The sequence below is a fragment of the Nocardia sp. NBC_00881 genome, assembly GCF_045207455.1.
GTDB lineage: Bacteria > Actinomycetota > Actinomycetes > Mycobacteriales > Mycobacteriaceae > Nocardia.
Map to the genome: position 1 here is coordinate 134,135 of NZ_CP108798.1, position 25,933 is coordinate 160,067.

Below are 25,933 nucleotides of genomic sequence, written 5' to 3' on the forward strand. Positions count from 1 at the left end.
TCGCCTGGGCGACTTGACCGCCCGCGAGTGGGCCCGCGCATTGCGCGCACTCGACCCTGCCGACCGCGCCCTGCTCCAGCCACTGTTCTGGATGCACGTGCAGCAGGGGGCCGCCGCGAGCGATTCGGCCGCGATCGCCGAAGCCGGGCCCGCACTCGACCGTCTGGCACAGCGATTGGTGTGGACTGACGCACCGGACGGCGCTGGCCCAGACCAACCATGGCTGGAATTCCCGTGGGACGATGGTGACGTCGAAGAGTTTGCCGACCATGTACTGATGCAGAACGTGCGAGGGCTACGCGAGAACCAGCGCGCCGACCTCCGCGAACGTTTGCTGCACGCCCTGACTCAGTTGGGCACCGACACCGACGACGCCGCACCGGACGTGCGAGTGCGGATCGGCGAAAGCAACCGGATAACCCGTATCCAGCTGTTCGAGAACGGTCAACCGGTCCGCTCCTGGGAATACCACGAAACCGACCGCGGCTCGGCTCCCCACCAGAGCGCAGCGACCGCCGACCCCGAAGCAGCCACCGACAGTCTCGAATTCCGCCGCCGCCAGGCCCTGCCCTACGGATTGGGCTCGGGCAGAGCCGCTTCCTTCGGTCCGGGGCCCTACGCACGTAATCCCAACCCGGATAATGCCGGCGACAATGAGGACAGGGGTCCGGGCGACCCGGATGACGTTGGTGAGCTGCCGGCGTGGGGATTCCGCGACGACGATCCCGCCGAGCAGGCTCTTCGCGCGGCACTCGTTCGTCGGTTGACGAATACGAAACAAAAGTATCCGTGGATCAACATCACGGAGCTCGAGGCCACCACATACAACGATCTGATGCGCCGGTTCCGGCGGCGTCACCGTCCCGATCTGGACCCAGCCGCATTCGTCTGGCCGGTTCGGAAGGCGGACGGCAGTATCAGCCTGATTTGGAACCGCGACCAGTTGCCGTATCTGGCTACCGGCGGTATCGGTGACTTCTGGATGTGCAGAATTCTCGGGGCCGTCGCGTACAGCGCGGCCGGGGAGCGCGCCATAGTGCGGGCGAGGGCGGCACTGGCGGCGCGAAATTTGAGCGACGGTGGTACCGAACAAGGTTTGACGAACTGGCTGCGCGACCAGTTCGGCCGCGACGCGGTAGACGCCGAAGGCAACGTCGATCTGCCGTCGGCATTCGCAGAAGCATTTGCCTCGTACGAGATGATGACGGTCGAATACTCCTCGCTGCCGTTGGACTTCGAGCCCGCCGTCAATAGCGGTAAGCAGGTTCTGCGCGACGAGCTGGTCGCGGCCGGTGGAGGTGTCTACGGGCGGCACCCGGATTTCGAACTGAAGGTGTACGCGGGCGACGAGGACGCCTACACCCGCCCTATGGCGCTCGTGGAGCAACAGTTGCGCGGAATTCTCGCCGACGTGGACATCCAAGACGCCCTGATTTACCTCAGGGCACAATTGGCTACCGCGCTGCGCAACGGCCAAGCGGTGGTACGTCTTTCGCACTCCGACCTCGATGCGTCCAGCCCATCCGACAACCTGCCCGATCACGTCGCCATCGAACTCACCGTCGACGGAGGGGAGGAGACACCATGGCGTTGTCACGCTCACCTCGACGGCGAGAACCCGGTGGCCCCTGGCGCCGCCGATTCGGATTCGTCGGCACTGACCGCGGAGGCCCAGCTGTTGACGGTGGCGCTGGCGCTCGACGAAATCGTCGACGGTCGGGCCCCCGGAATTGTGTCGCTACTGGAAGAACCCCGTCGACTGCTGCCGACCGGACAGTCCGGCCGCGAGGTCGCCGATGCGGTCGGCCAAGTGATCGACTCTTACGTGCGACTGCTGGTCCGAGTGCGGTCCGACGGCATTGTCGCTGGCGCACCGTCACTCGATCAAGAGATACGGGAGTGGGCCACCGCATTGGCGGCGTTGGCAGCTGGTCTCCCGGCCGCAGAGCGTTTGAGCGCGGCTCTCGGCTACCACGAGGCGATACTGATCGCTCGCGGCGACCGCCCTGATCCCACCGGAGGGGATTTGGCGATGACTCCGAGCGATGCCACCCGGACCGCGTCCATCAAGCTGATCGACGATGCCAATCCGCGCGGCAAGCTGTATTCGACACTGCGGGAATGGGGAGTGCCCGAGGACCGGTGTGCGATGGCGGCGGCGACGGTTCGCTACTGGCTCATGCGCAATGGTGGACGAGCTGTTGTCGGATGCACCGATACGGCCGATGGAATCGGCGTAAGCATCTTTACCAGCGATACCGGCGGCACTAACCAGCTGACCCTGTTCTCACCGCATATCGAAGGCTCCGATCTGCGCATGAGATGGCCGGTGCTGTGGGACCGCGACGTTCCGATCGAGCTGTCGGTCCGTCTGCTCGGCGATATCGCGCTGGCGGGATGGGCCGGTGACCGGTCGGAGGTCGAAATTCTCACAGCTAACCTGCAAAGGGCGTTGGAGCTGCTCAGCCAGCGGTCTCCCGCGGTGCGTGTCCAGGTCACAGTCGTGCTGGCCGGCAACCGGGTCTCGCTGCGGCTGAGTGGCGACATCGAGGAAGTCTCGATCGATGTCCTTCCGCAGGCGGACTTCGAGGAGCTCCTGAGCTCGTGGACTGACGATGTCGAGAACTTTCTGCGGTCGTCGAGTACTGACGGCGTCGGGGGCGACGGACCGGCCGCTCAGGAGCACAGTGACAACGACGATGCGCTGGCCGAAGGACCGGCACCGTTCGAGTTCGACCTCGCAGCCGCTGGACAGTCTGAATCGGTCGGCGAGGCGGATGCGTGGTCGGCCGGTGCTACCGCCTCGGAACCCGCCACCTTCAACGCTAGCGACATCACTCCTTGGCCCGGATCGGTTGAACTCGGCACAGTGCACACCGCCGACGGCGACAGCCTGGTCTTGGTCGGCCCCCCGAGCCGCCTGCAGGTCCTGCTGGCTTCGGACCCGGACCTGCGCGAGCTGGTCTTGGCCGGCATCGATGTCCACTACTGCCAAGGCGCGTCCACAGCTACCACGATCAGTGTCGTGTCCTCGGAGCGGGCGACGATCAACGCCGATGAGTTGTTGCGGCACTATGGAATCCGCGCCGACGGATTCGGCTATGCGGCCGGTATATTCGGCGATGAGCGCCTGGATCCGGCGTCGCTGCAGGTGGCGGCGCAGACGCTGGCCGACCTCTCGACCGCTTACGGTCCGTTGGACGGGGTACGGATTCCCGGCGATGAGGGCACTGTCGATGACTACCAGGAGAACTGGTTCATTCTCGACCGGGACCTGATTGACGGATCGCTGCCGCCGGACGAGCTGTGCGAAGCCGTGCGCCGCCGCTTCATGGATCAGTTGGCGTTGCCAGGTGATCCCAGTGGAGATGTCAAAACATGGTTCGAGAGATGGTTGGCCGGACTGTACGGTCCGTCCGAAGCGTCCCAGGCGGGGGCCGCCCTCGAGACGATGTGGGCTTACCTGCGAAATGATCGCAATTCGGAATGGTTCAATGCGGAACAGGCATTCGACCCTGCGCGCGAGTACGACTTCGCGCTCTTGTTGGGGCACAAGAAGCCTGTCCACGCGCTTTTTGCTGCGAGGTTCCTTATCGAGCAGGGACTCGGCCATCTTCTGAAAATTGTCTCCGGCTGGCACGGCGAGGCCGGCGAATCCAAGTCTCTCGCGGTACAGGGCGGCTATCCCGCAAATCGGATCCTTCTGGAACCGGATGCGATGAACACTCCCGAGAACTTCACGATTTCGATGATGATGCTGGCAGAGCATCTCGGTCTGGATAGTGTCGAGGACCTCGCGGGTAAGAACCTTCTCCTTTTCTGTCGCCCACCGCATGCGCGCCGCGTGGCACTGCTGGCGAAGATGTTCTGCCCAGAGTTTGCCCATATCGCTGTGACGTCGGTCGACCTTTCCGCGGCGGAATTCCTGCGCTACGGGTTGCCGGGTGGACCGCGTGCGAAGCCGAGCGCCGAAGACATCGTCACGGTCCTGATGAACGAAATACGACTGCTGGCACAGCCTGCCGATGCGGGCTTCGGTGGTCTCGGGCAAGAGATACCAGCCGAGGTGCGCCAGGCCTACGACCTCCTCAGTGGGCTGTTCAAGCCTGACAAATATGTTCCGTTGAGCGACACCCCCGCACTTGTCCCCCTCGCCACCCACGATGAGTCCCCGGCCAACGCCGCATCGGGACAAGCGCCGGAGGAAGACAAGGCGCCGGAGCCAGCCCCTCAGCCGAGGGCCGATGCCATCCGCGCTGAAGACCGACTAGCCGCCGAGCTGGCGGCAATGTGTGAGGAAGCCGAGCGCAAGTCGGTGGAGTTTCGTGACGGGCTCGCAAAAATTATCGATGCCTCTGCCGCGAAAAACGAAGGCGTGGCGTGGTACGACGTGCTGTACCAAGGTGAGCAGGAGTCCCGTCGTCTGCTGAAGCGCGTGTACGCCCTCCGCCGCCTCGAGGCCGACCTGACCGATGCGCGTACCCGTCGCGACCAGGCTCGCGCCAGGTACGACGAACATCTCGAAACATCGGATGGAAATTGGAGTGCCGCCCCGCAGTCGCGGCCAGATGTGCGGGCGCTGTCCGAGCAGGACGCAGCGCCCACGGAGCTACTTGCCGCGGCGGAATCCTTTGAGCGCCTTGACCTCGAGTGCGAGCAGAAGTGCGAAGAGGTCACTGAGGCCATCCAGGTGGTTGACGCAGACGCGGAACTGGATGACAAGATGGCCGCGATTGCAGCGCTCGTCAAGCGTCGGGCCCAGAGTGTCGAGTTCGTACGCGATGCCGGCACGATGCCCACGGCGAAGCGTATGCGCGACTACCTTGCCAAGGCATTGCCACGTGGAACCGAGCAGGCCGAAATCCAAGGTGCCGCTCGGCGAGTGCTTCGCATGCTCGACTCTTTCGATGCCCGTGATGAGCTGACTGTCGTGCTGTCGGTGGACGAAACCACTGACGAGCCGGCGTTGGTGATACAGGTCGACGAGGCCGGTACGGCCGAACCACGGCCACGGGTGCTGCGCGACGGCGCGGATGTCAGCGAAGTCGACGGCGGTTGGCGCTACACGAAGCGAATCCCGTTGTCGGACATCGGCTCCGCCGATACCCCACGTCGACCGCGGGCGGGTGACCTGTACGGCCCGTACCCCTATCGGCGCAGCCACGATGGACGCGGGCATCGCCCGGAGGACGGTGGACGTGCGTTCCAGCCGCCCGCCGCTGGCCACGCGGATAATGCGCTTCCGGGCGGAGATGACAGTGCCGAGCGCATATCGGGTGACGAGGTGGCGAGCGATTCTGCCGCCTCGTGGTTCACCGGACGAGAACTGCTCTCCGCAGACGAGGCCGCGAGAGTGGAGATCGCGGTGGAGGGGGCGACGGGCGCGTTCGGCGGCCAGCCTCACATTGATGTCACCACCGAATCGGGACAGCGGATTACACAGATGACTGTGTCGCTGGACTTGGATGACAATCCTGATGCGATCTCACTGGCGGACCGGCTACTCGGTGATCCCGCGGTGGTGGGCCTGAGCGAGTACGACCGCGGGAAGCTGCGGATGACGTTGTTTGGGCTGGAGGAAAGCCCGACCGGTGTGCTTTACGGGTCGAAACTGGTGGTGCGGCGCGCCGGTAGCCAGGCAACCGTCACGTTGATACCTGTCGGCGATGTCATCCGGCCGTTGGGAGAGTACGAGGTCGACACGACTGCGAGGCTGGATGCCTCCAGCGGTGACGACACCGACCCGCTGAGCCTTGCGGAAGCCGAGCTGCGGGCCGCGACCGCTCTGGTGGAGGGCGTGGATCCGGAACGACTCCTGATACAGCACTGGCTCGGCATGCCCGCCGAGACACTGTCATACCTGGCAGGAGTAATGCGGAGCCCGCAGATCGCAGCAGGGCGCTCCGCTGAGCCGACCGACACGGAGGGTGCGCCCGATCCGCTGCCGCGACTGAAGCGCGCGATGCGCGACTACCTGAATGTGGCACTCGCGCCGGATATTTCGGCGGGCCGTCAGATCGGCCGGGTGGGATCGATAACCACCGTCACCGATCCCAGTGGCCGCTACTACAACCACGACGCACTGGCAGCCGCCCAGCCGACAATCGGGGGCACAGTGATGACTGTCGGCATCGTGTGTGACGGGCTCGGTGCCTCGGAGGGCACCCATGTCGTCGCCCAGCTCGCCGCCGGGATTACCCGCGAAAGTGTGGTCGCGGCGTTGACCAACGAAACCTCGCCGTACTCAGCGGCAGAAGACGGCATCGCGGATGCGCAGCGGGCCATCATGACATTCAACGAGCTGCTGTATGACGACCGCTCCGAAGAGAGTCAGCCTGCGACGACGCTCGTCCTGGCCATATCCGACGGCAAGCGCCTGGTAGGAGGTGGGATCGGCGACAGCTTTGTGGAATTCGTGCCCGAGACCGGTCCTGCTGAGCGGCTCACCAAGGACCACCGCGGAGGCAACGGGAAACTCGAGCGATGGATCGGGGACGGAGAGATCCCGGTTGCCGGCGACCGTAGCCATATGTTCGACGAGGTGCTTACCGTATCCGGGTATGTGCTGGTGGGCAGTGACGGGCTGAGCGACCGGACGGCGATGCGCATCCGAGAGGCCATCGTGCGGGGTAACTCCGATGACCTCGTTGTCGTTGCCGACAAGCTTGTGGACCAGGCTATCGACGACTTCAGGCGTGTCGGCCACACCCCTGACAACACAGCTGGAGTGTTGTGGTTCGCTCAGCGACAACCTGCGAAGGCGGGTGGCGCCGAGGAAGATCCCATTGCGGACGAGGACAACTACCTTCTTCGGGCACTCGAGTCGACCGAACCCACCGCAAGTCCGTCGTCGTTCACGGAATCGGAACCCGCCACCTACAGCCAGGCCGCGCCGCTGCGCACCGCCAGCGACACCGAGGCCGAAGTCGAGACAACCTTCGACGCCGACGACATCACTCCTTGGCACGGCTCCGCGGACCTCGTCGTGCGCCCGACCAACCGCATAGGCTGGGCCGCCGACCCCGCCGACCCGGAGGACACTGGTTCGTTCGATGGGGCGACTGGCCCGGACGCCGAACCCGATGTGCCCGATAGCCCCCCTGGACTGGGTAACCCGAACACGGCTGAGCGTCCCGCAGACCCGGACGTGAACCGCGGCGAGAACGGCTCCGAGCCGTCCATCGCGGAACGGATCGCAGGGCTGCGGGCCGACACCTATCAGGAGCAGCTGTCGAGCGGTGTTAAGGCCCTGACCTTAGCGGACGGCTCGAAAGTTGTTGAGAAACGCTATTTCCTGCGGAAGGAGGCCGACGCCGAGGAATTGGCCAGAATGGTCGGATCGGCGTTCGGCGCGCCGGTGCCGAAGGGACTGCGCGTCGGCGACACGATGTACTTCGAGTACGTCGAAGGGGTGACGGCCCGCATCGCGTTGCCGGATTTGACCGAAGCGGAACTTGCCGAAATTCTGCACTCTCGAGCGGGAAGGTTGCTGGGACTGCTGGATGTGCTCGTCGACAATGGCGACCAGAACAGCGGCAACTGGTTGGTCGATCCCCTCACCAGAATCGATCTCGACCACAGCTTCGCCAAACACCGCAAGATCGGCCTGTTCGAGCGCAGTTACACCCTGGAATCGGGCGTCTTCGTCGACAACAACGGGCTGACCGCAGCCGACATCGCCTTCCTCGCGACCCGGCTGGAGGCGCTGAAGCCGGAGTTCGAACGCCGCGACCGACTGCCCTGGTTCAACCAGATGATGGCCCAGCTCGACCGGCTGCGCGTCGGCGCCACCGGCACGGAGAACTTGCTGTCGCATGTGGACGACGAGTCCGCTCCCGGCGAACCGACGATGGCGAGCGAATTCCTGGACGTGGTCGCCGAATACCGGCGACAGCTCACCGCTCCGGCAGTGAGCCAGAACGAGGCCGGCGAAGTGGAGGTCGCGGCCAAATCCGAGCCGGGCCTGGCGGTGGCATTGTGCCAGGCCCTGGCGTCGCAGCCGCCGGCCGGGAACGCCGCGCGCGCCGCGGTGCGGACCGGTGAGTCGATCACCGGCCGGCTCCGCGACGGCACGGTCGTTGCGATGACGGTGGAGATGGACGGCGATGTCGTGCGGGTGCGCGTTGGAGCGAACTGGTATGACCGGGACGGAATTCCGGTGTCCGAACCCGTGCGGACGCTGCCCCGGGGCCAGCGGTGGTGGCGGTTGCTGCTGAAGGCGGTGCTGCCCACGATCGAAGCGAAGGCAGCGACACCAGAGACCAGCGATCCGGAACCTTCCAGTGCCGAGCCGAAGGCGTTGGACGCCATCGCTTCCGGTCGTTTCGCTCAGCTGCTCGCGCAGGCGGACGAGCGCGTGCGGCAGTTGGCAGGGGATCCCGCCGAGGTGTCCTCGACAGGCCAAGATAGCAACCCCCACTGGGCTGCACAGTGTGAGACAGCGCGGGATGTCATGGCGGCGTTGGCGCAACGACGCGGGCTGCAGGTGGACGAGTCCTACTTCGACGACGCCCGGTTCGATGTCGACCTGGTCCGGCCGTTCGCCGTCCGGCTGGACCAGCTGCTTGTCGAAAACCCGCATGTCACGGTGCCGGCACTGCGCGCAGCGCCTTTCGAAGGGAACCACCTCGCCGAGTCGGAGGACCAGGTCGGCGACGACGCCGCGCGCATGGAATGTCTGGTAGTGAACGAACGGCTTCTTATGGACCGCGATTTTCTCGACAGTGCGGTCTCGGAACGGGGAGCAGGCGCCAGCCGGTCGGCGCACTATGTCGCGGCCTATCTGTTCAGCTTTGCGCTGGACGTCACCGGTGGAATGCGCGCCAGCGAGGCGGTGGAAGTTGAGCTGTTCGAACACTACTGCGGTGTGATCGGGTCTGACGGGCCTGTGGACCGAGACCAGTGGTACACCTGGTTGGCAAGCCGATTCAGCCCGCACGGCTACGACCCACAGCAGCGCCTTAAGACTCGTCAAGCCGTCGCGGAGTCGTTTGCCGCCGCGAAGACAGATGGCGTGATCGCGACGTCCGACAAGCTGCGGCTGTGCGCGACAGTGGAGCGTGAGGCCCACGTCGGAGGCGGACGCGCCGAGGCTTTCATCGGGGACTCCGAGCACGAGGCCAAGATGTCGGCGATCGGGGAATTCAGGGCCGCGCGGGGAATCCGAGTGTCCGGACTCGGCGATCGGCATATTTCCGCCGAGACTGTCGGCGAGATACTCAGGACATCCGGTGAGAACGTTGACAGCGGACCACAGCGCGAGGTGGATGAGATCCTCGTCGCGGATTTCGACACAGGTTTCGTCGCCGGCGAGTCCCTCCACGTCGGGCGTTACAAAGAAGCTGTCCCGACTTGGTCGTTTGCCAATGCGATCGAACTCGAGCTGCGTTCCGCACGCCGGTACATCATCGTGTGGAACAAGTGGTGTGTGACCAAGCCGGGACTGTTTCGGCGCACAATTGCGATGGCGGTGGCCCTCGGGAACATCGAGGGCCCGGCGGAACTGCCATATGACGCGGTCAATTTTCACGAGTTCGGCCATTTACAGTTCTTTCGGAAATGGCCCACCAAGCGCAGTAGGCGGGAGGCCTTCAAACTTGCGAAGCAGATGTTGCGCGGTCGCTACCGTCAGATTCACGGCACCGATGACGGGTACGACGCGTGGGAGAGCGTCCAGTTCCCGGGCTACTGTTACAACGACGACGGAACCATCGACTGGGACGAGGTGTTCCCCGAGTCGTATAGCGCGGTGCATCGCAAGCGGGAGAAGGCGACAGAGGGCGCGCAGATCGTGGCCGGGCTCGAGCCGCCGCCCCCCAATCCCAGCGTGCGGCATTTCGACTCCGTAGAGCCGGATGGGGACCTCAGCGCGTGGCTGAAGGACAAGGGATTCGACCGTGCAGATCCGATGCTGACGCCGATCATCGGCGACGGACTGTACAACCGGCGTCTTATCGGAAAAGCCGTGGCAAAGGGGTGGGTGGACAAGGTCGTCGGTCGCCCCCATTTGCAGGTTGATGTGGTCGCCGACGGCGACCGATGGTTGAAGCTGCGTGTATCAGGCACCGACTTGAGCGTGATGTGGGACGTGCGACGAGGCGACGACGAGGCGGTGAACTTCTCGCTTCGCCAGCTGGCGGATCGGCTGCTGCGGCGCCTCCCGGACAACCAGGTTGTCGACGCCGGATGCCGTCTGCTGTTGGCGCTGGCAAGCGTGTTGCAGGACGGTGACGCTACGGTCGAGGCGACGGTGCGCGGGCTGCCGGACGGCGATCTGGTGAAAGTATCCGTAACCGGCCGCGGGCAGTCCTATACCTGGGAATTCCCGTTGCCTCATGATTCCGTCGGCCGTCCTGGTGAGCCGGGGGATTCGGCGTGGGAGGATCCGTGGTTCCATTGGTACCACTGGCATCGGAACTACTCCGCAGCCGATCTCTATGACGCGCAGCCAGTCTGGCTGAGGCGACGCAAAAAGCTCTCGCGCCTATGGCGCAAGGTGCTGGCCGCCGACCGTCGACCCGAGGCTGGTGACGGTGTCGTTCCGAAGCCCGGAGCAGGCCAGATCGGAGCAGGCCAGATCGGACGCGGGTTCGCGATGCTGCGCGCGGTCACCGGCAACCCTGCGATAGGCGCCGGTCTGCCTCTCGGAGTGGCGGAGTGCTCGCAGCAGGAGCTCGAGACCGCCGCCGGCGGACCCTTCGAGCCCGTCGGCTCACTCGATGTGGTCGCCGCCCGGTTGGCGCATTTGGACGAGACCACCTTCGCGGTCGGCGTCGAGAAGTATCCGTCCGGCACCCGAATGTGGTTGATGACCAACGACATCCGCAGGGCTATGGCCGTTGTCGCGATGGACCGAACCCAGCGCGCTGACCTGACTACGTGGCTCCGGCGTATCCAGCACCTCTGGCAAGACGGCCTCCGCAACACCCCTGGCGAGGTGTGGATGGTCGACTTGGCCGACTCCGGTTCGGAATGGCGGCGGTATCAGCCGGGGCAGCGGGACACGGCGCAACAGACAGCGATATTGGCCTACGACAGCGAGGGTCTCCCCGTGCCCCCGATCGACGGTGGTGTCGGGGTGGACCTAGGGGTGGTGGGAATTAGGCAGTGGCCTGATGCGGGTCCGTGGGGGGATGCGCTTGGACGCCACGCAGCCATCGAACGGCAGCTCATCCCGGAGGGGACTGTCCATGCTGGGCCGTCGACCCCTCAGGATGTGGCATCCGGTTTGGGCGTGTACAACCCTGAGATTGCCCAGCTCTACGGGCGGACTGGTCTGCCGGTGCGGTTGCCGACGGGGCCGGTCCCGAATGCGGGGGATGGCACATCTGACCGGCTTCCGTCGCCGACCCATTCGTCCGCGCATCAGAATGATTGTGCGGTACGGGGATTCGCGGAGGCTTTCCGTGTTACTGGTAACCCTCGGTTCGAGGTGATGCAGGATGCCCCGGAGGATGTCGGTGGGAACGGCTTGGCGGGGTGGGCCGTGTCGCAGGAAAGGTTCGAGGAGATCGCCGGCCATCCGCTGCAGCCGGTGCAGTCGCTGCAGACGGTGGCTGCGGGTCTGGAGGGTGTGACGGAGCGGGCGCTCGTGGCGGTGGGAAAGAAGTACCACGATGGCCTGGTGGGTGGGCACATTGTGTGGCTTACCAACGATCCCAGCGTATTGGGGCTGGCGGATGGTGAAACCTCCGACAAGGTATTCATTTTCGATCCGAACGTGTCGGATGAATGGCAGCCGTACCGGAAGGATGATCAGCCGGAATCCGTACCGGGTGTTGCCCCGACGCTGACTGGGATCGTCGCACTCACCATGGATGGTGAGGCGGTGGCGGTGCCAGGTGGCGCGCGGCGTATGGAATTCGGCACCGCGTTCGGATCATCCGGGGGTATCCAAGTCGACCGAAATCCGATCAGCGACGACGGTGAATCCTCCACTGCCACAAAGCGGTTGGAGCGTATTGCGACGTTGAAGAAGCAGGCCGGCGTAAAGCCGAGATTGTTGAACGATTATCGCAGCGGTGTGTTCGCCTTCGCCGATCGTTCGATGGTGGTGCGCGAGGTTTGCGACAGTATCGATAGTGCCGACGCGATTGAACTCGCATCACTGCTGGGCCGGACGATCGGGTTGTCGGTGCCGCGTGTGGTGCGGGGCGGTTCCCTCGTCGTCTATATCGAGTCGGGGGAGAGGTATTCCGGACTGCTGCGTGAGTTACTGGAGGCCTGGCGTCTGCTGCCGCGCGAATCTGATCGCCCGGTCCACGCGCCTTCCAAATTGTTGGATCGGCTGGTCGATGCGTTGATGGAGGATACGGAGGCGTTCAGGGAAGGCGGTGGTGGTGCGAAACGAAGGCGGACAGCTCGTCATCCTCGACCCGGCCGACGTCAACGATACGGTGTACCCAGGGATGCCCTCGCGGACAGGCTCGAGTCATCGTTGCGGCCCGCCTTCGCCCGGCGGGGCCGCGCCATGTGGTTCGACCAGATTATGGAGGGGTTCAATCAGATCCGTGACCATGCGACCGGGACCGAGGAGCCCTCGCGGCTGAATCGAAACCGCACGGCCGCGGACGAATTCCTCGATCTGATAGGCGAATTCCGGGACGAGGCCGATTCCCGCGCTGCGGGCGATACGTCGACCGCCCACCCCGTCATCGAGCCGCTCGATGACGAGGATCGAGTTGTTCAGGCACGCCGAATCGACATACCCGCCGGGTTCAAGGGATGGGCGAGTGTGGAGGAAGCCCGGGCCTGGTTCCGCGCCGGTCTCGGCAGCCTGCTTCCGGACAGGGTCGACGACAGCCGCGTCGACGACGCTGCCGATCTGCTCGCGAAACTGCTGGACCGTTTGTACATATCGGATCTGCTGACACCGCACCCGGGCACCATCGAAGTGTGGCTGCACGAAGTCCACGGGGCGCCGACCGTGCGGGTCGTCACCACCATCCACCCCTCCCGTGAGCGGTTCGACCCGGCGATCGGTGAGTTGCTGCGTCGCGGCGCCTACCATGCCGATGCCGACCTCCACCGCGACGCCAGGCGGGTGTGGTTCGACTGTCAACTGTCGGAACCTGCCGCGCCGGCCGCGACCTTTGTCAGCGTCCCCGACGTCCCCACCGAGATTCGCGCGATCATCGAGGACTGGTACCTCACCGGCAATCCTCCCCTGCTCATGGGGACTGATCCGGTGCCCATGGGGATTGATCCGGCCACGCTCGGGGGTCCGTACCACTTCGAGCCCGGCCAGGTCGTCAGCCGTCCCACGATGGACGCCGACGGGCAGATCACCGGGGTGGATTCCGTCTTCAACGAAAGTACCAAGGAATACGAGCGGTGGGCCGCGGAGCACATACGGCAGGACCGCATCGCTTACCTGCCCATCTACCCGGAGGATTGGCAGTCTCGGTTCAACAGGTGGGCGGCCCGAGAGGGTCCGTCCTATGGTGTTCCGCTGCGGGCACCGTTGGCCGGTCGGCGGTTCTTCTATGCCAGGGCCAAGATGATGGCGGGCCGGTTCGTGATAACCGTCGAGTACGCGCCGGGCCGGACGCGGCAATTGCTGGTCGACGGGTGGACATACGGATTGCTGCTCGCAGCGAACGATCACTTCCGCGCCGCCGTCCATGCCGATCCAACAATGGCACTGATGTTCTTGTCCGGTAATTCGGCTCGGGGGTCAGCGGCCCGGAGGGCCGTCGCCGTGCTGCATGCTGCTGGATTAGTTGTCGACGCGATCGCACCGAGGTCCAGCGTCCGTACGCTGCGCCAATACTCGGAGCTGCATTTGAGTCCTGTCGCCGACATCGCTACCAAGGTCGAACTCAACGCCGACGGCTCGATCCGGCACCCCTGGACGGTGTTCGAGGCTCGGCCGACATCGCGACGGAACCTGCCCGACGATCTGGGTGTGCAGGTGGATACCGGTGACGCCGGTACCCGGGTGATCGTGCTCGACCCCCTTGGTGTGGATCCGGGTTCGGTGGACGCCGCCGAACTGGTACGGACCATGGTGGCGGCGTTGCGGGAGAGATTGCCGGGCAAGCAGTCGGGGCTGGGCAGCGTGCAGGATGCACTGCTGCGCAAGGTGCACAACGCGCGGATGACCGGTGCCAACACTCAGGTGCCCGGTGTGCCGATAGAGTTCCGTGCGGCCGGTGCGGATTCCGGCGCGGCGGTTCGGATCGGTGAGCTGTTGACCGACGGCGGTACGGTGCTGGTCAGAATCGATGACACCTGGTATAAGGGCGATGGCGCGCAGATAGACGACGAGGCCGCGGTCCGGGAGGTTCGGCATTCGCTGGCGCGCATTGCCGGTGGGCCAGACCGGCGCAACTCGTATTCGATCATGGGGAGGTTGGGCAACGGCTGGTTCGGTCGGGACCCCGCGAAGGACTCGAAAACAGAGGGGCGCTCGGAAGCATCTGTTGCAGCACCGTCGGATCCGGGTCCTCGCCCGTTCTCTCAGCAGGTCGACGAAGGCCGGGTTGGCAATCCGCCCAGTGGTTTGCGTGCCAATGATCCGCGGCACGATCCACCGAGGACGATGGGTGGCCCCCACCTGCAGCCGCCCGACCGCCCGACCCGTGGTCCTGTAGAGCCGGCGCCGAAGGTCAGCGGACCAGCGAAGGCTCAGGTGAGAATGGAAGCGGCGAAGGAGTTGCTCGCCGAGGCGCATGGGCTCGGTCTGCAGCGGTTGACGGACATCGCCGAGGTGCTAGGCGGCGAGCAGTCCAGTGCATTCGAACGGTGGTTGATTGGTGAATTCGATCTGGACGAGCTGGCAAAACAAAAAAACGGTAAGTATCAAGTTGGGCGCGACGTAATTCTGCGGGTGGCAGATCTGCTGTCGGGTTACGCGATGTATCAGCCGACCGCGCAGCAGGTCACAGAGAAGGTGCGCCGCCGTTCCGACACCCTCTTCGTTCAGGCCTACGCCACACTCACTCCGGGCCAGCGCCGCACGATGTCACTTGCCCAGCGCACGAGCACCATCCCCGAGAAGCGAATAGTCGATTGGCTGAACGAAAATCATCCGAGCGCGGTTGCGCCACCGGCGCTTTCGGTATTCGGCGCTGAGGTACCCGCGGACGTTGCGGCGAAGATCGCGGCTGCCAAGAGTGATGCGAGGATCGCCGACCACGAGATCGCCGCACGGCAATACCGCTGGGCGTTGGAACATCTCGAAGCGACCCCCGACGACCATGATGTCTCCGCACCGGGCGACGGCACCGGGCAGTGGCAGGCATTGGACGAGTCGACAGACGATTTGCCGGGATCCTGCGTCCAGAACACCTGTGCGGTCGCCAACGCAATACATCCCGGCGCGGTCGATGCCTCTCGGAACCCGCAGTCGGCGTTGGCGGCGGAATCGGTATCGCAGACCCTTGCCCGATTGCAAAAGAACAACCCTGCGGCAGAACTCGAAGAATTCGTGTCGCACGATGGCTTGAACGCGCACGACAGGATCGCGAACGCTCTCGACGAGGGTGATGTGGCGATTGTCGTCGACCTCCACTCCGGGATGCCCGGGGCGGATTGTCACGCCTACGCGGTCGCGAAGCTCGGCGGGGTTGTCGTGGCGTGGGAACGGATCAATGGGCGCTGGGAGCCGATCGAGCATATTCCCGGCGGGTGGTTCGGTGACGGTTCGCGCGGGGCGCCGAAGCGGACGTGGGCGACGGTTGTCCGGGACGGCGCGGCCGTCACGCGGATCGACAGGGACCGGGTTCCCGGTACCAACGATGGTTTGCCGCTGACCGACGAACTGCTGATCGCGGGCCAGGGGATCGGCCCGGAGTTGCCGCCTGATCCAGAGATCGGCGCAAATCTCGACGACCCCGAAATCAACCGGCCTGTCGGCCTCTTCGATCTGCGGCAGATGCTCGATGTATTGCGTGATGACCACGGGATCGATGCGTCCGATGAGACTTATCGGATCCTGTCGGGGACCGATGCCGAGCTGATCGAAGCCGCAAGTGGTCAGTTGACGCAGCCCGACCAGCAATTCCTGCATGTGCAGTTCGGGCCGGACAATGTAGACCGTGAAGTGGTGGCGGCCATGTACGCCGGACACCCAACCGACGGTGGAGTTGAACCCGAGCCTTACCTCGAACGCGAATTGCGAGTTCTGTCCGAACTTGCTCGTCGGGTCGGTGAGCTGTCTGTTGCTCAATCGGCGATGCCTCGAGGATTCGCCACTCCGTTGACCCGCAAACAGTTCCTGACGGCGGCCGGGATTGCGTCCGTGGTGGGAACTGTTGCGGCCCCACTGCTCTCTGCGGATTCGGCGGCACCCGGAATGGTCACCGCGGAGCAGGCCGCCTTCCGACTCCCCGACGATGTGCGGGCGCTGCTGGAGCTGTCCCAGAGCATGAAAGCGCGCTACGAGCAAGCGTTGGCGGACGGCTACGAGTTCCACTACGAGGCCGACATGGAGGGCAAGTGGGGATACTGTAGCTTCGGCGACAAACGAGTTGCGCTCAATACCGTCCTGCGCGGACTGGACGGTCGCAGTGCCTGGACACTCTTCCACGAGATCATGCATACGGTCGAGAAGCCCATCGGACCGGACCATGTGTTGCCGGGCGAAACCCGTGACGAATGGGTGCAGCGTAAAGTCTTCGCGCACGAGGCCGAGGCGAATCTTGGTGCTGCACAGGGCCAGTACGAGGTTCAAAGCAACGGCGGCACCGATATCGGCGCCGACCCGCATGCCACTGGCGCCGACGTCGATCCCGACGGGGCAGTCACCGGAACCGCGCGGCGCATCTACGCATTCGAACAGCACACCTATGACCGCGTCCGCCAGGGCAAGATCACGTGGGAGCAAGGACGCGCTGAGATCGCTGCGTACATGCACCACAATCCCGCGAAATACAGCGGCTACCACGAGAATGTTCCTCGCTACGAGGCAATGTGGGATCGGCTGCACGCCTTGGGTGATGTCGTTTTCGACCTGATCTGCAAGGCTCCCGCATTCCGCGACGGTCTGATGAACCTGGACGGCTGGGAAGTACTGGTCGGCTACGGGACCCAGACAAGCGTCGTCCATGAAAGCAAGCACATCACCGTCGGTGCCGACCTCCTGGACGACCCCGGCCGCGTGGTGTGGGAACTCGCGCGCCTGGTCATCCAGGCACGCACCGGAACCGACATACAGGTCGCGCCGTTGGAGCCCAGTCCGGGAATGGCGGCAGACGACTGGATCGACCGAGAAATCGATCGGACACTGGATCCGCATGCCGAGCCGCTGCTGTCGGCCGCGCATGTGTGGTGGGAGATCGACCAGCACGACGGTACCGACATCGGCAGCTATACCCAGGAGGTCTACGACTGCACCGCCGATGACTTCGGCGAACGCGACCTCATCGTCAAGGTCCAGGACGGTGTGATCGCCTGGGAGCAGGCCGTCGAGCAGATCAAGGCGAACATGCTTGCCGACAGCCAGTTGGTTTCTCGCCTCCGCGAGTTCCTCGAACAACTCTGGGAGGACCGGTACAGCGGGACGGAGGCGGACCATTACGGCGGCGACTACCTCGCCCCCACCTCTGACACCGTCTTCGATCCTTCGAATCCGTTGCCCGGGACCGGTCTTGGGATACTGGCAGCTGGCGCGGGACATGATCCGGCATCCGGTCCGGAATCGGTGGACGATGCGGCAGCCGATCTCGTCGCGATGGTGGCCGACGTGCTGCCCGAGGTACTGCGGCCGGCGCTGTTCTGGGTTTCGGACGCGGATCGGACGTTGGTGCTGGCGTGGCTGGGCGAGCGCAAGGGGCTGAGTCAACCCAGCAGTCGGTTACCCAAGCAGGTTGCTCGCGAACTGGCCAATCTCCTGTCCAGTAAGGGGGTGCCCAAGTCCGGGAAGTACCGGCAGGAGGCGGTCGCACGGGCGTTTGCGCGCGACGATGGTAGCTACAGTGCCGCCTTCGCGAAGGTCCCGCCGGAGTACCAGGGGGTGCTGCGACTGATATCCGAAGGAACGCCAGCTGGGCAAGCTACGTTCGTCCTGAAGAAGCCGCTGCGGCATGCGTCGGAAGCCATCGAATTCATGGTGCACAAGCTGCTCGACGCGGAGAACCTGCTCGATCGCGACGGGATTCCTGAGCCGCCGAGTGCGATTCTTGCGATACTCCGCAGCGGCGATGCCTCGGAATTGCTGGTCGAGGAGCCCCAGCTCGACAAGGCGACAGGCGACTACCTGAACGCGCTGTTGACCACCAAGTCCTTGAAGGCGGTCGCGACTGCGATCGGACTACGGGTAGACAGTGACGAGTTCATGGCCCTCCGTTACGCCGCTACTCGAGAGTTGGTCGCACGGCACGGGCGGATGTTGCGAGAGAATCCGGCCGGGCATCCGAATGTTGCTGGTGCGATCGAACAGCCGGTCGTGGACGAGGCGCCGCCGGGGCCATCCGGCGCCCCTGGCCTCGGGAGCGTGTGGCCCCCGGACGGCGAGCCTCCGCGCCGAGGCCCCGATGACCCAGGCCACCGGCCCGATCGTCGTGGTCAGCGAGGGGTGACATCCGATGCGGGCTGGTTTGTGAATTGGCTGGTGGCGCAGTACCCGCCATCCGAGGTGGACCAGGCGATGGCCGATTTCAAGACGCTGTGGGCTTATCTGCGAAACGATCGGACCTCGCCGTGGTTCGATCCGGATCGAGCATACGATCCGCAGCGCGAGTACAAGTTTGGACTGTTGGCCGGACACCGGCGGCCGAAGCGTCTGTCGACCAATGCCGGGAAGTTCCTTGTCGAACAAGGACTTTCCGATACTTGGTTGGTTGTCTCCGGCCGGGATGGCGAAGCCGCCACGGCCGAGTTCTTCGTGAAGGCACAGGGCCATCCCGCACACCTGATTCTTGTGGAGCCGAGCGCCGAGAACACCCTCCAGAATGTCGACAACGCCATGCAGATGCTCATCGAGCGGCATCCCGAGCTGAACGGTGTCGACGACCTGGCGGGCATGAATTTCCTGCTGTTCACGCGGCCACCGCACGGCCCTCGCGTGGCGGCGACGCTGAAGATGCGGTATCCGCAGCTCGGGCAGATCGCCGTGGTGTCCGAAGACGTTTCAGTCGAGGAATTCCTGCACCACGGATTGCCGAGCGGCCCATCCGACAATCCGGATCCTCGCGATATCGATGTGGTGCTGCTGAACGAAGTACGGCTGCTGGTCGAAAGCCCGAGCAAGGGACATATTGCCGGCCGACCGATACCGCCCGAGATTCTTGAGATCCATGACCGCCTCAGCGCGAAATTCCGTCCGCATGCGCCGGTGCGGCTCAGCGGCTCCCCGGAAGCTGTCGCTCTTGCGGCCGGGGACGATGCACAGACCGTCCCTCGTTATGCGGGAGCTGTCCGATACTGGGAAGTCGGTTCGGAGACGGTTCGGCTGGGACCGGCCGCCAGGTTCCACGATGAGGCGCTCGAGAAGATCGATGCTCGTCCGGAAGCGGAGCAGAAGATTCTCCGCGACCACCTGGCAGCGATCTACCGCGCTCAGGGCCTGCTGGAGGATATGAGGTTCGGGGTCCTGACCCCCACCGCCGCAGAGATATTCGCCGTGCGGCGATTGCTGGGCGGAGTCAACACGACGGACAGCCTGTTCGCCTACCCCGTCCAGGCCACCATCGAGACGTTCGGTGCCATGCTCGACCGCCTGGCTGAACCCGGCCCGTTCCTCGGAGCGATCCGCCTGTGCGCCCTTGAGCTGTGCCGGCTCGCCCTGGAATTGCCGGATTCCGGCACCGCCGCACAGACACTGCGAACCGCGCTGGAGCGGACCGGCGTGAGCACCGAGTTCCTCGACCTGCTCGGTGACGCCCTCGTCGAATCCGCCGACGGCACCGGCACTTCCGGTGGTTCGGTGACTCGGCTGCACAGGTTCCGTGCGGCACTGGTGGCCGAGAACAGCGAGGTGTTCGATTACGTGTCCGCTGGCTTGCGAGAAATAGCCCGGCTCGAGCGCGAAATCGATGCATTATTCGACACACAGACCACCCGCGCCACGGTCGATGATTTCGCGGAATTCCCGAGCGGCGAGATTCTCCTGTCGGAGGCATACCGAGATATGTTGGCCGGACGTGCCGATCAGCGAGTCATCGATGACTCCGGAGTTCTTCTCGGACAAGCCGATCCCGTGCCTGCTGTCGACCACGAGGCGCATGACGTGACCGATCAGCGGTTCCTGCCGGACGATTACGTCGGTGCCTACCATTTGGCCTATACCGAACGGGAGACCGCGATCGCCGGTGTTCGCGACCAGCTGGACGCGGACATGGCGGCCCTCGGAGTGACCGCGCCGGAGCAACTGCACTCTGACATCGACGCGGTGACGGATCCACGGATCCGTCAGATCCGCGCCTTGCTCGCCGTCGACGAACTGATCCCGGTGCGTGGGTCTTTCAGTGTCGGTGGCGCGGATGAGACCCGGGGGCCACGTTCCTACTCTGATGTGCCGATCGAAGGCGGCCCCGCTGATGCGCCTAGTGCGAGCGTCCAGCTCATCGGCCCTGTCGCGCAGGACATTTCGATTCGAGCGGGTCGCTACGACGTCATGGCGCTGGCGGACCGCGGTGCCGAAGGTTTGCAGGGTGCCCTCGCCTCGGGAGCGGCGAAAGTGCGTGTGCCGGTAGTGATCACCTCCGATGGGCAGGTGGTTTCGGTGTATGCGCCGGCTGGCGTGCCTGATGCCACGTCCGTCGCAGAGTGGGTGCGTGGCAAATCGCTCGACGAACTGAGGGCCGACGGTGTCGAGGTGACGCTGCTGTCGGAGGTGGCCGCACAGGTGGCGGGCGCAACGTATCCGGTGGTGCTGGATGTGCGTCTCGATACCGAAGGCTCCTGGCCGGATGGTGAGATCGCCGAGTTCCTCGGCGCGGTCGGGGACGCGGTGTCGGATTCCGGTGTGCGCTATCAGGTGTCGAGTCTCGATGCGCGGGTATGGAGGAACGCTCCGGACGGAGTCGACCTGATCGCGATGTTCGGGCCGGAGGCCGACGAGGATGCTGTGGCCACTGCCAGCGCGGCCGGGGTGTCCGCGCTGTCGGTGACCCACGAGCCGTCCCCGTCGATACTGTTTGCGGCCGAGGGACTTCCAGTGCAGGTGCGGTTCGAGACCGAACCGGATGCGGCCGAGATCCGCCGGTTGATGGCGATGGGTGTGTCGGGTTTCGAGACCATGAATCCTGAGCGGGTAGTCGAAGCGGCGGTGGCGTTCCTGCCGTCACGGGTCGCGTCCGCTCCCGCCGCGGTCGCCGGGCCGATCGAATCACTTCGGCTGAATGCCGAGGCGTTGGAGAGCGAGTCGCAGCCCGCCGAATATGTTGTGGAGGCCGGTCCGTCCGCGCTGTCGTCGCTGGAGCGTGCGGCGAGGGCATTGGCAGGCAGTGGCGCCACGCTGGTCGTGGGTGTCTCGGCCGAGCCCGGCGGCGCGACCGAGATGGTGAAATCGGTGCTGGCCGTGGTGGACCGGCATGTGTTGAAGATTCGGTTTGAGAGTGACGACCCTCGCGTCATCGAGGCCGCCGCCGCACTGGCGCCGAATCTTGCTCGCGGTCTCGTTGTGCGCGTCAGCGAAGGGGCGAGCGAGGTCGAAATCCTGGCTCGAGTGCGCGAGTCTGGTGCCACGCTGCTGGTCGTCGATAGGGCGACGACGGATTCGGTCGCCACACTCGTGCGGGCGGCTGGGGATCTTCCGGTGATCGCGATCGCGGATCGGGCAGGGGGCGAGATAGCGGATCTGCTGAAGATCCGGGGACTCTACGGTGTCCGCGCGCACCAAGCGGGTCAAGTCGGCCAAGCACGAGCCGAGCTACGGAAACGATTGGTGCGCAACAACCATGACATGACTGCGATCGCGGGGTTGAGTCTCGCCGCCATCAACCGCCTGCCCGAACTGTCGACGGTACGGAAACTCATTGCCACTCACCGTTACCTGAAGGGGCGGACCGCGGTGGAAACCGCCTCGGTGCTGGGTATCGGAAACCGGACTTATGCCGCGCTCGAACGGGAAACCTCGAAGGCGATCGCAGAGGTGATCGATTCAGGCCTGATCGCTGATCCGGCGTCGTCGGCGCCGTACGAGGTGCTCGTCCAGGGCCAGCGGTGGCCTATCTGGGCGCGGGCGGCGGTCCTGGCCAACGTTGCCGAAAGACTGAGTGCCGCCCCCGGACTCAGTGCAGCCCAGATCGAGGCCGCCTCCGTCGCCACCCAGCGTCTCTTGGAAATGGTGGAACCGGGCACGGTCGCCGACCGGCGGTTCACCGTCACCGTGCTCGACGATGGTGTTCGGATCGAACTGGCGAGCCCTGGCGCCTTGTCCGCGGAGATCATGACGAACCAGACCTGGGCGGGGACCCTCGACCCGGCAACCACGACTTGGGGTGTCGAGTCGCGGCCGGACGGAGACACGGCGTGGTTCGAAATGCGGCGGCCGCCTGCCGAGGTAGCGGATCGGTCGGAGAACGACAACCGAACGCTGACTCGCCCGGCTGGCCCCGCCGGTGGCCTGGGGCTGCCGACGATCCGCAAACTGCTCCGGACGCTGCCCGCCGAGGAGCAGAACGTGGTGCGCCTGCGTCACCTCGAAGGCATGACCGTCGGTGAGACGGCGAAGGAGACCAAATACAGCCCGGCGATGGTGCAGGAGTTCGAGCAAAAAGGATTGCTCGCACTCGTCCGCCGGCAGGCCGGGGCGGTCGCTGCCGGGTCCCAATTGGCGAAAACGCAAGACGCGAAAACCGGACTGTCCGCCGAACCTGCGGGTACGGCCAGTCGTAGGGATTCTCAGGGACTGTGGCGCGGTCCCGGTGATGTGCTTGTACCGGGTGTCGGTCCGCACCGCGGCGGATTGTCACCGTACGGGCGGCCGAATAAGGGCCGATACCGTCCGATGCGTGGTCCGGCTGTGCCTGGTGATGCGGACATGGGTTCGTGGGGGCGCGACGGTGGGCCGGCTGACGACGGAGCGGCACCGACGGGCCCGGGTGGCGCGGCTCCCACACCGGCGCAGCCGGACGCCGACGGCGAAATCGATTCGACCCCGTTGGCCGATCATGCTCTGCAACTCGCGCAGGCTGCCGCCGAGGCGGCCGGAGATTCCGTGCGAGCGCGCGCGATTGAAAGGTTGCGCGAGAACGTGCAACGGCTGCATGCCGACTTCCGTGGGGCAGCCGCGTCAGAGGCGAGTGCGAGTGCGGAATACTCAGAGCTACTCCACGAGCTGCTCGGCGGAAGTCGCTACGACCGCATTCCGGCGGAGCCCGGTCCCTGGGCAACTGGTGAACTGCGCCGACTGCTGGCCCAGCTCGACGAGGAACTGCTGTACCACGAGCGCAGGGCGGGGGAACCCGAGTCCGACGCGACGGTCGCTGCGGAGCTGGCACGCCGACACCAGCTGGTCACGGAACTGCTCGCCGCGTCTGTGGACTACGTCCAGGCCGGCAAGGCCCACCTCGAGGCAGAAAAGGGTTTGTGGTCGTACACGAAATTGACCAGAGACGAAGCCCTGCTCGACCACACGGTGGAAAAGACGGCCAGGTGGCAACTGCGCGAGGCGATCAAGGAAGAGATGCGCCGGATCACCAGGGCGCAATCCGGTGGCGGCCGGTTCACGCAGGACGGCAACCCGTTGCTGGGCACACCGCTGAAGGTGATCGATGCCGCGTTGCGGTTCGACTCCCAGGTCGAGGTCACGCCGGTCGGCGGCGGTGAGATCGACGTCGAGGTACGGGACCGCGACGGCACCCTCCGGTTGCGGATGCGGTGGCAGACGCACGCGCCGGGATCGTTGCGGGTCGAGTCGGGCGACACCGCCACGCCCGCCGAACAGGCACATCTGTGGGCGACGGTCATCGCGAGCCTGACCGACAGCAGGCGCAGTAAGTTCGCCTCGCGCTGGGTGCGCACGGCACTGGCCAACGGTTGGTCGAAGCCGATGTGGCTGGAGGTGGACGGCCGAACCGGATCGACCACGATTCGTGACACCGAGGTCGCGGGCGAAGAGTCGCTGCGGTTCGAGTTCCACGCGGACGGGCGTATCGACTTCGACGGTTCGGCAGGGGACGGCGTCGGTGATCTTGCCGCGCTGGTGGAAAGTCTTGTGAGCGCCGATCAGCGCGGCGCAGCGCCCGAAGTGGGGGGCTGGGTGGCCGAGGCGCTGCGGGTGCACCCGCACGTTCGGGTGGTTGCCGAGCCAGGTTCCGGGACACGTATCGAGTTCACTGCCAGTGCAGGCGACGGCGTCGGTGATCTTGCCGCGCTGGTGGAGAATCTCGTGATCGCCGAGAACGGCAGCATCCCGCCGCGGATGGCCGGTTGGTTGTCGGAGTGGGTGACCGAGGCGCTGCGGGTGCACCCGCACCTTCGTGTGGTGGTCGAGCCGGGTACCCAGCTGCGCATCGAGTTCGGCGGCGCGCAGAGCTGGCACACACTGACGTCGCTGGGCGGTGGCCACGGGTGGAAAGCCGAGTGGTCCAAGCCCGCTGACCTGGACGCCGACGACGTGAGGGAGGCCGCGCGCGGTCAGCTGGCGAACGGGTGGATGGCCGGCTGGCCCGACGATCAGCATCTTGCCGACCCGCTGAGCCCGGTCAAGCGGTTCGAGGAGTTGTCGAAGCTGCTGCGCGACGGCGGAACGGCCACCGCCGAGCTGACGCTCGACCCGAACACCCACCAGCGCCGGATCGATGTGACGTGGTCGGGACGAAGCACCGCGCGTGACGAGCCCTACCAGGAGCCGGCGAACTCCCTGCTCGAGTATCTCCACGAGGACCTCGCGGCAACGAAAGCCCAACTGGAACTTGCCGAGATGCAGCTGAGTCCGCGCACCGCGGACGAGGATCGTTTGATCGCGATCGCCGAGGCGATCCGCGAAGAGCGTGCGGAACGGGACCGCGCCGACGCACAACGCGCGGCCGCCGTTCAGCGGGCCGAGGCCGCTGAAGACGCTCGTGATCGTGCCATGGAAGACGGCCGCGATGCCGACGCATTCACCGAAGGGATCTGGGTTTTCGTCCAGCGTGCCGCTGCGGACGAGCGCGAGGACCGGATGAATGTCGCGTGGGGTCGGATCAACGTCCTCATGGACGAGGCGGCCGTCACCTACGACTTCCGCGATGACAGCGACATCGATGCGCTGGTGGATGCAACCGGCATCGAGGATCCGCAGCAGCTGCTCTCCGGTCCCGCGGCGGCGGTCCTCAACGATCAGGGCCGTGCGATCGTGGCGCGGCTGGTCGCCGAGAAGCGCGTCGCGCAGATGCGCGAGCGCTATGAGGACCTAGTCCGCGCCGTGAACAACGCGCTCGCCGAGCAGACCGCGGCCGCGGTGGACACCGAACCCGCGACCGACGCGGGACCCGAGCCGGAAGCTGAGGCGGCAGACCCGGATGGGCTCGACCCTGCCATGGAAGCCCTGCTGACCCGGGTGCAGGAGGCGACCCCGGATGGCGAGGAATGGAATCTCACGGTCCTGAACGACAACGACAACGACAACGAACTGGACAAGGTCGTCCGCTACCTGACGCGTTCGCAGGCCGAGCGACCCACCCAGGTCAAGAATCTGAACACGCCCAATCCCTATGCCGACGGCCCGGACGACCACCGGATCCAGGCCCGTCAGCGGATCACGGGAATCTTCGGGAACAAGAAGGGCCGCACGGCGCTGAAGAAGGCGCTGCTGGACGAGCTGATCGATCCGGAGCAGCGGGCACGACTGGTCGCCGAGATCCGCGAGCGGGCGACGCAGAATCCGCGCGGGCCCGAGGTCGATCCACAACTGTTCTTCGGATCCAAGGCCAATCGCGCCGACCTGATGAGCGCGGCACAGACGGCGGCCCACGACCGGTTCGTGGAATATTTCGCGACACAGCTGCGTGATCAGCTGGTTTCCGATGAGATCGTGGACATTCACCTCGTTGGTGCGGACTCG

1 protein-coding gene (only partly in view) is annotated in these 25,933 nt (G+C 65.2%); it reads left to right on the plus strand.

The whole window is internal to an ElyC/SanA/YdcF family protein gene (locus tag OH799_RS00465) on the plus strand: the coding sequence, 112,296 nt in all, runs 35,825 nt past the left edge and 50,538 nt past the right edge, and what appears here is coding positions 35,826-61,758, spanning codon 11,942 (partial) through codon 20,586 (complete); the first codon wholly inside the window starts at position 2. Both the start codon and the stop codon lie outside the window.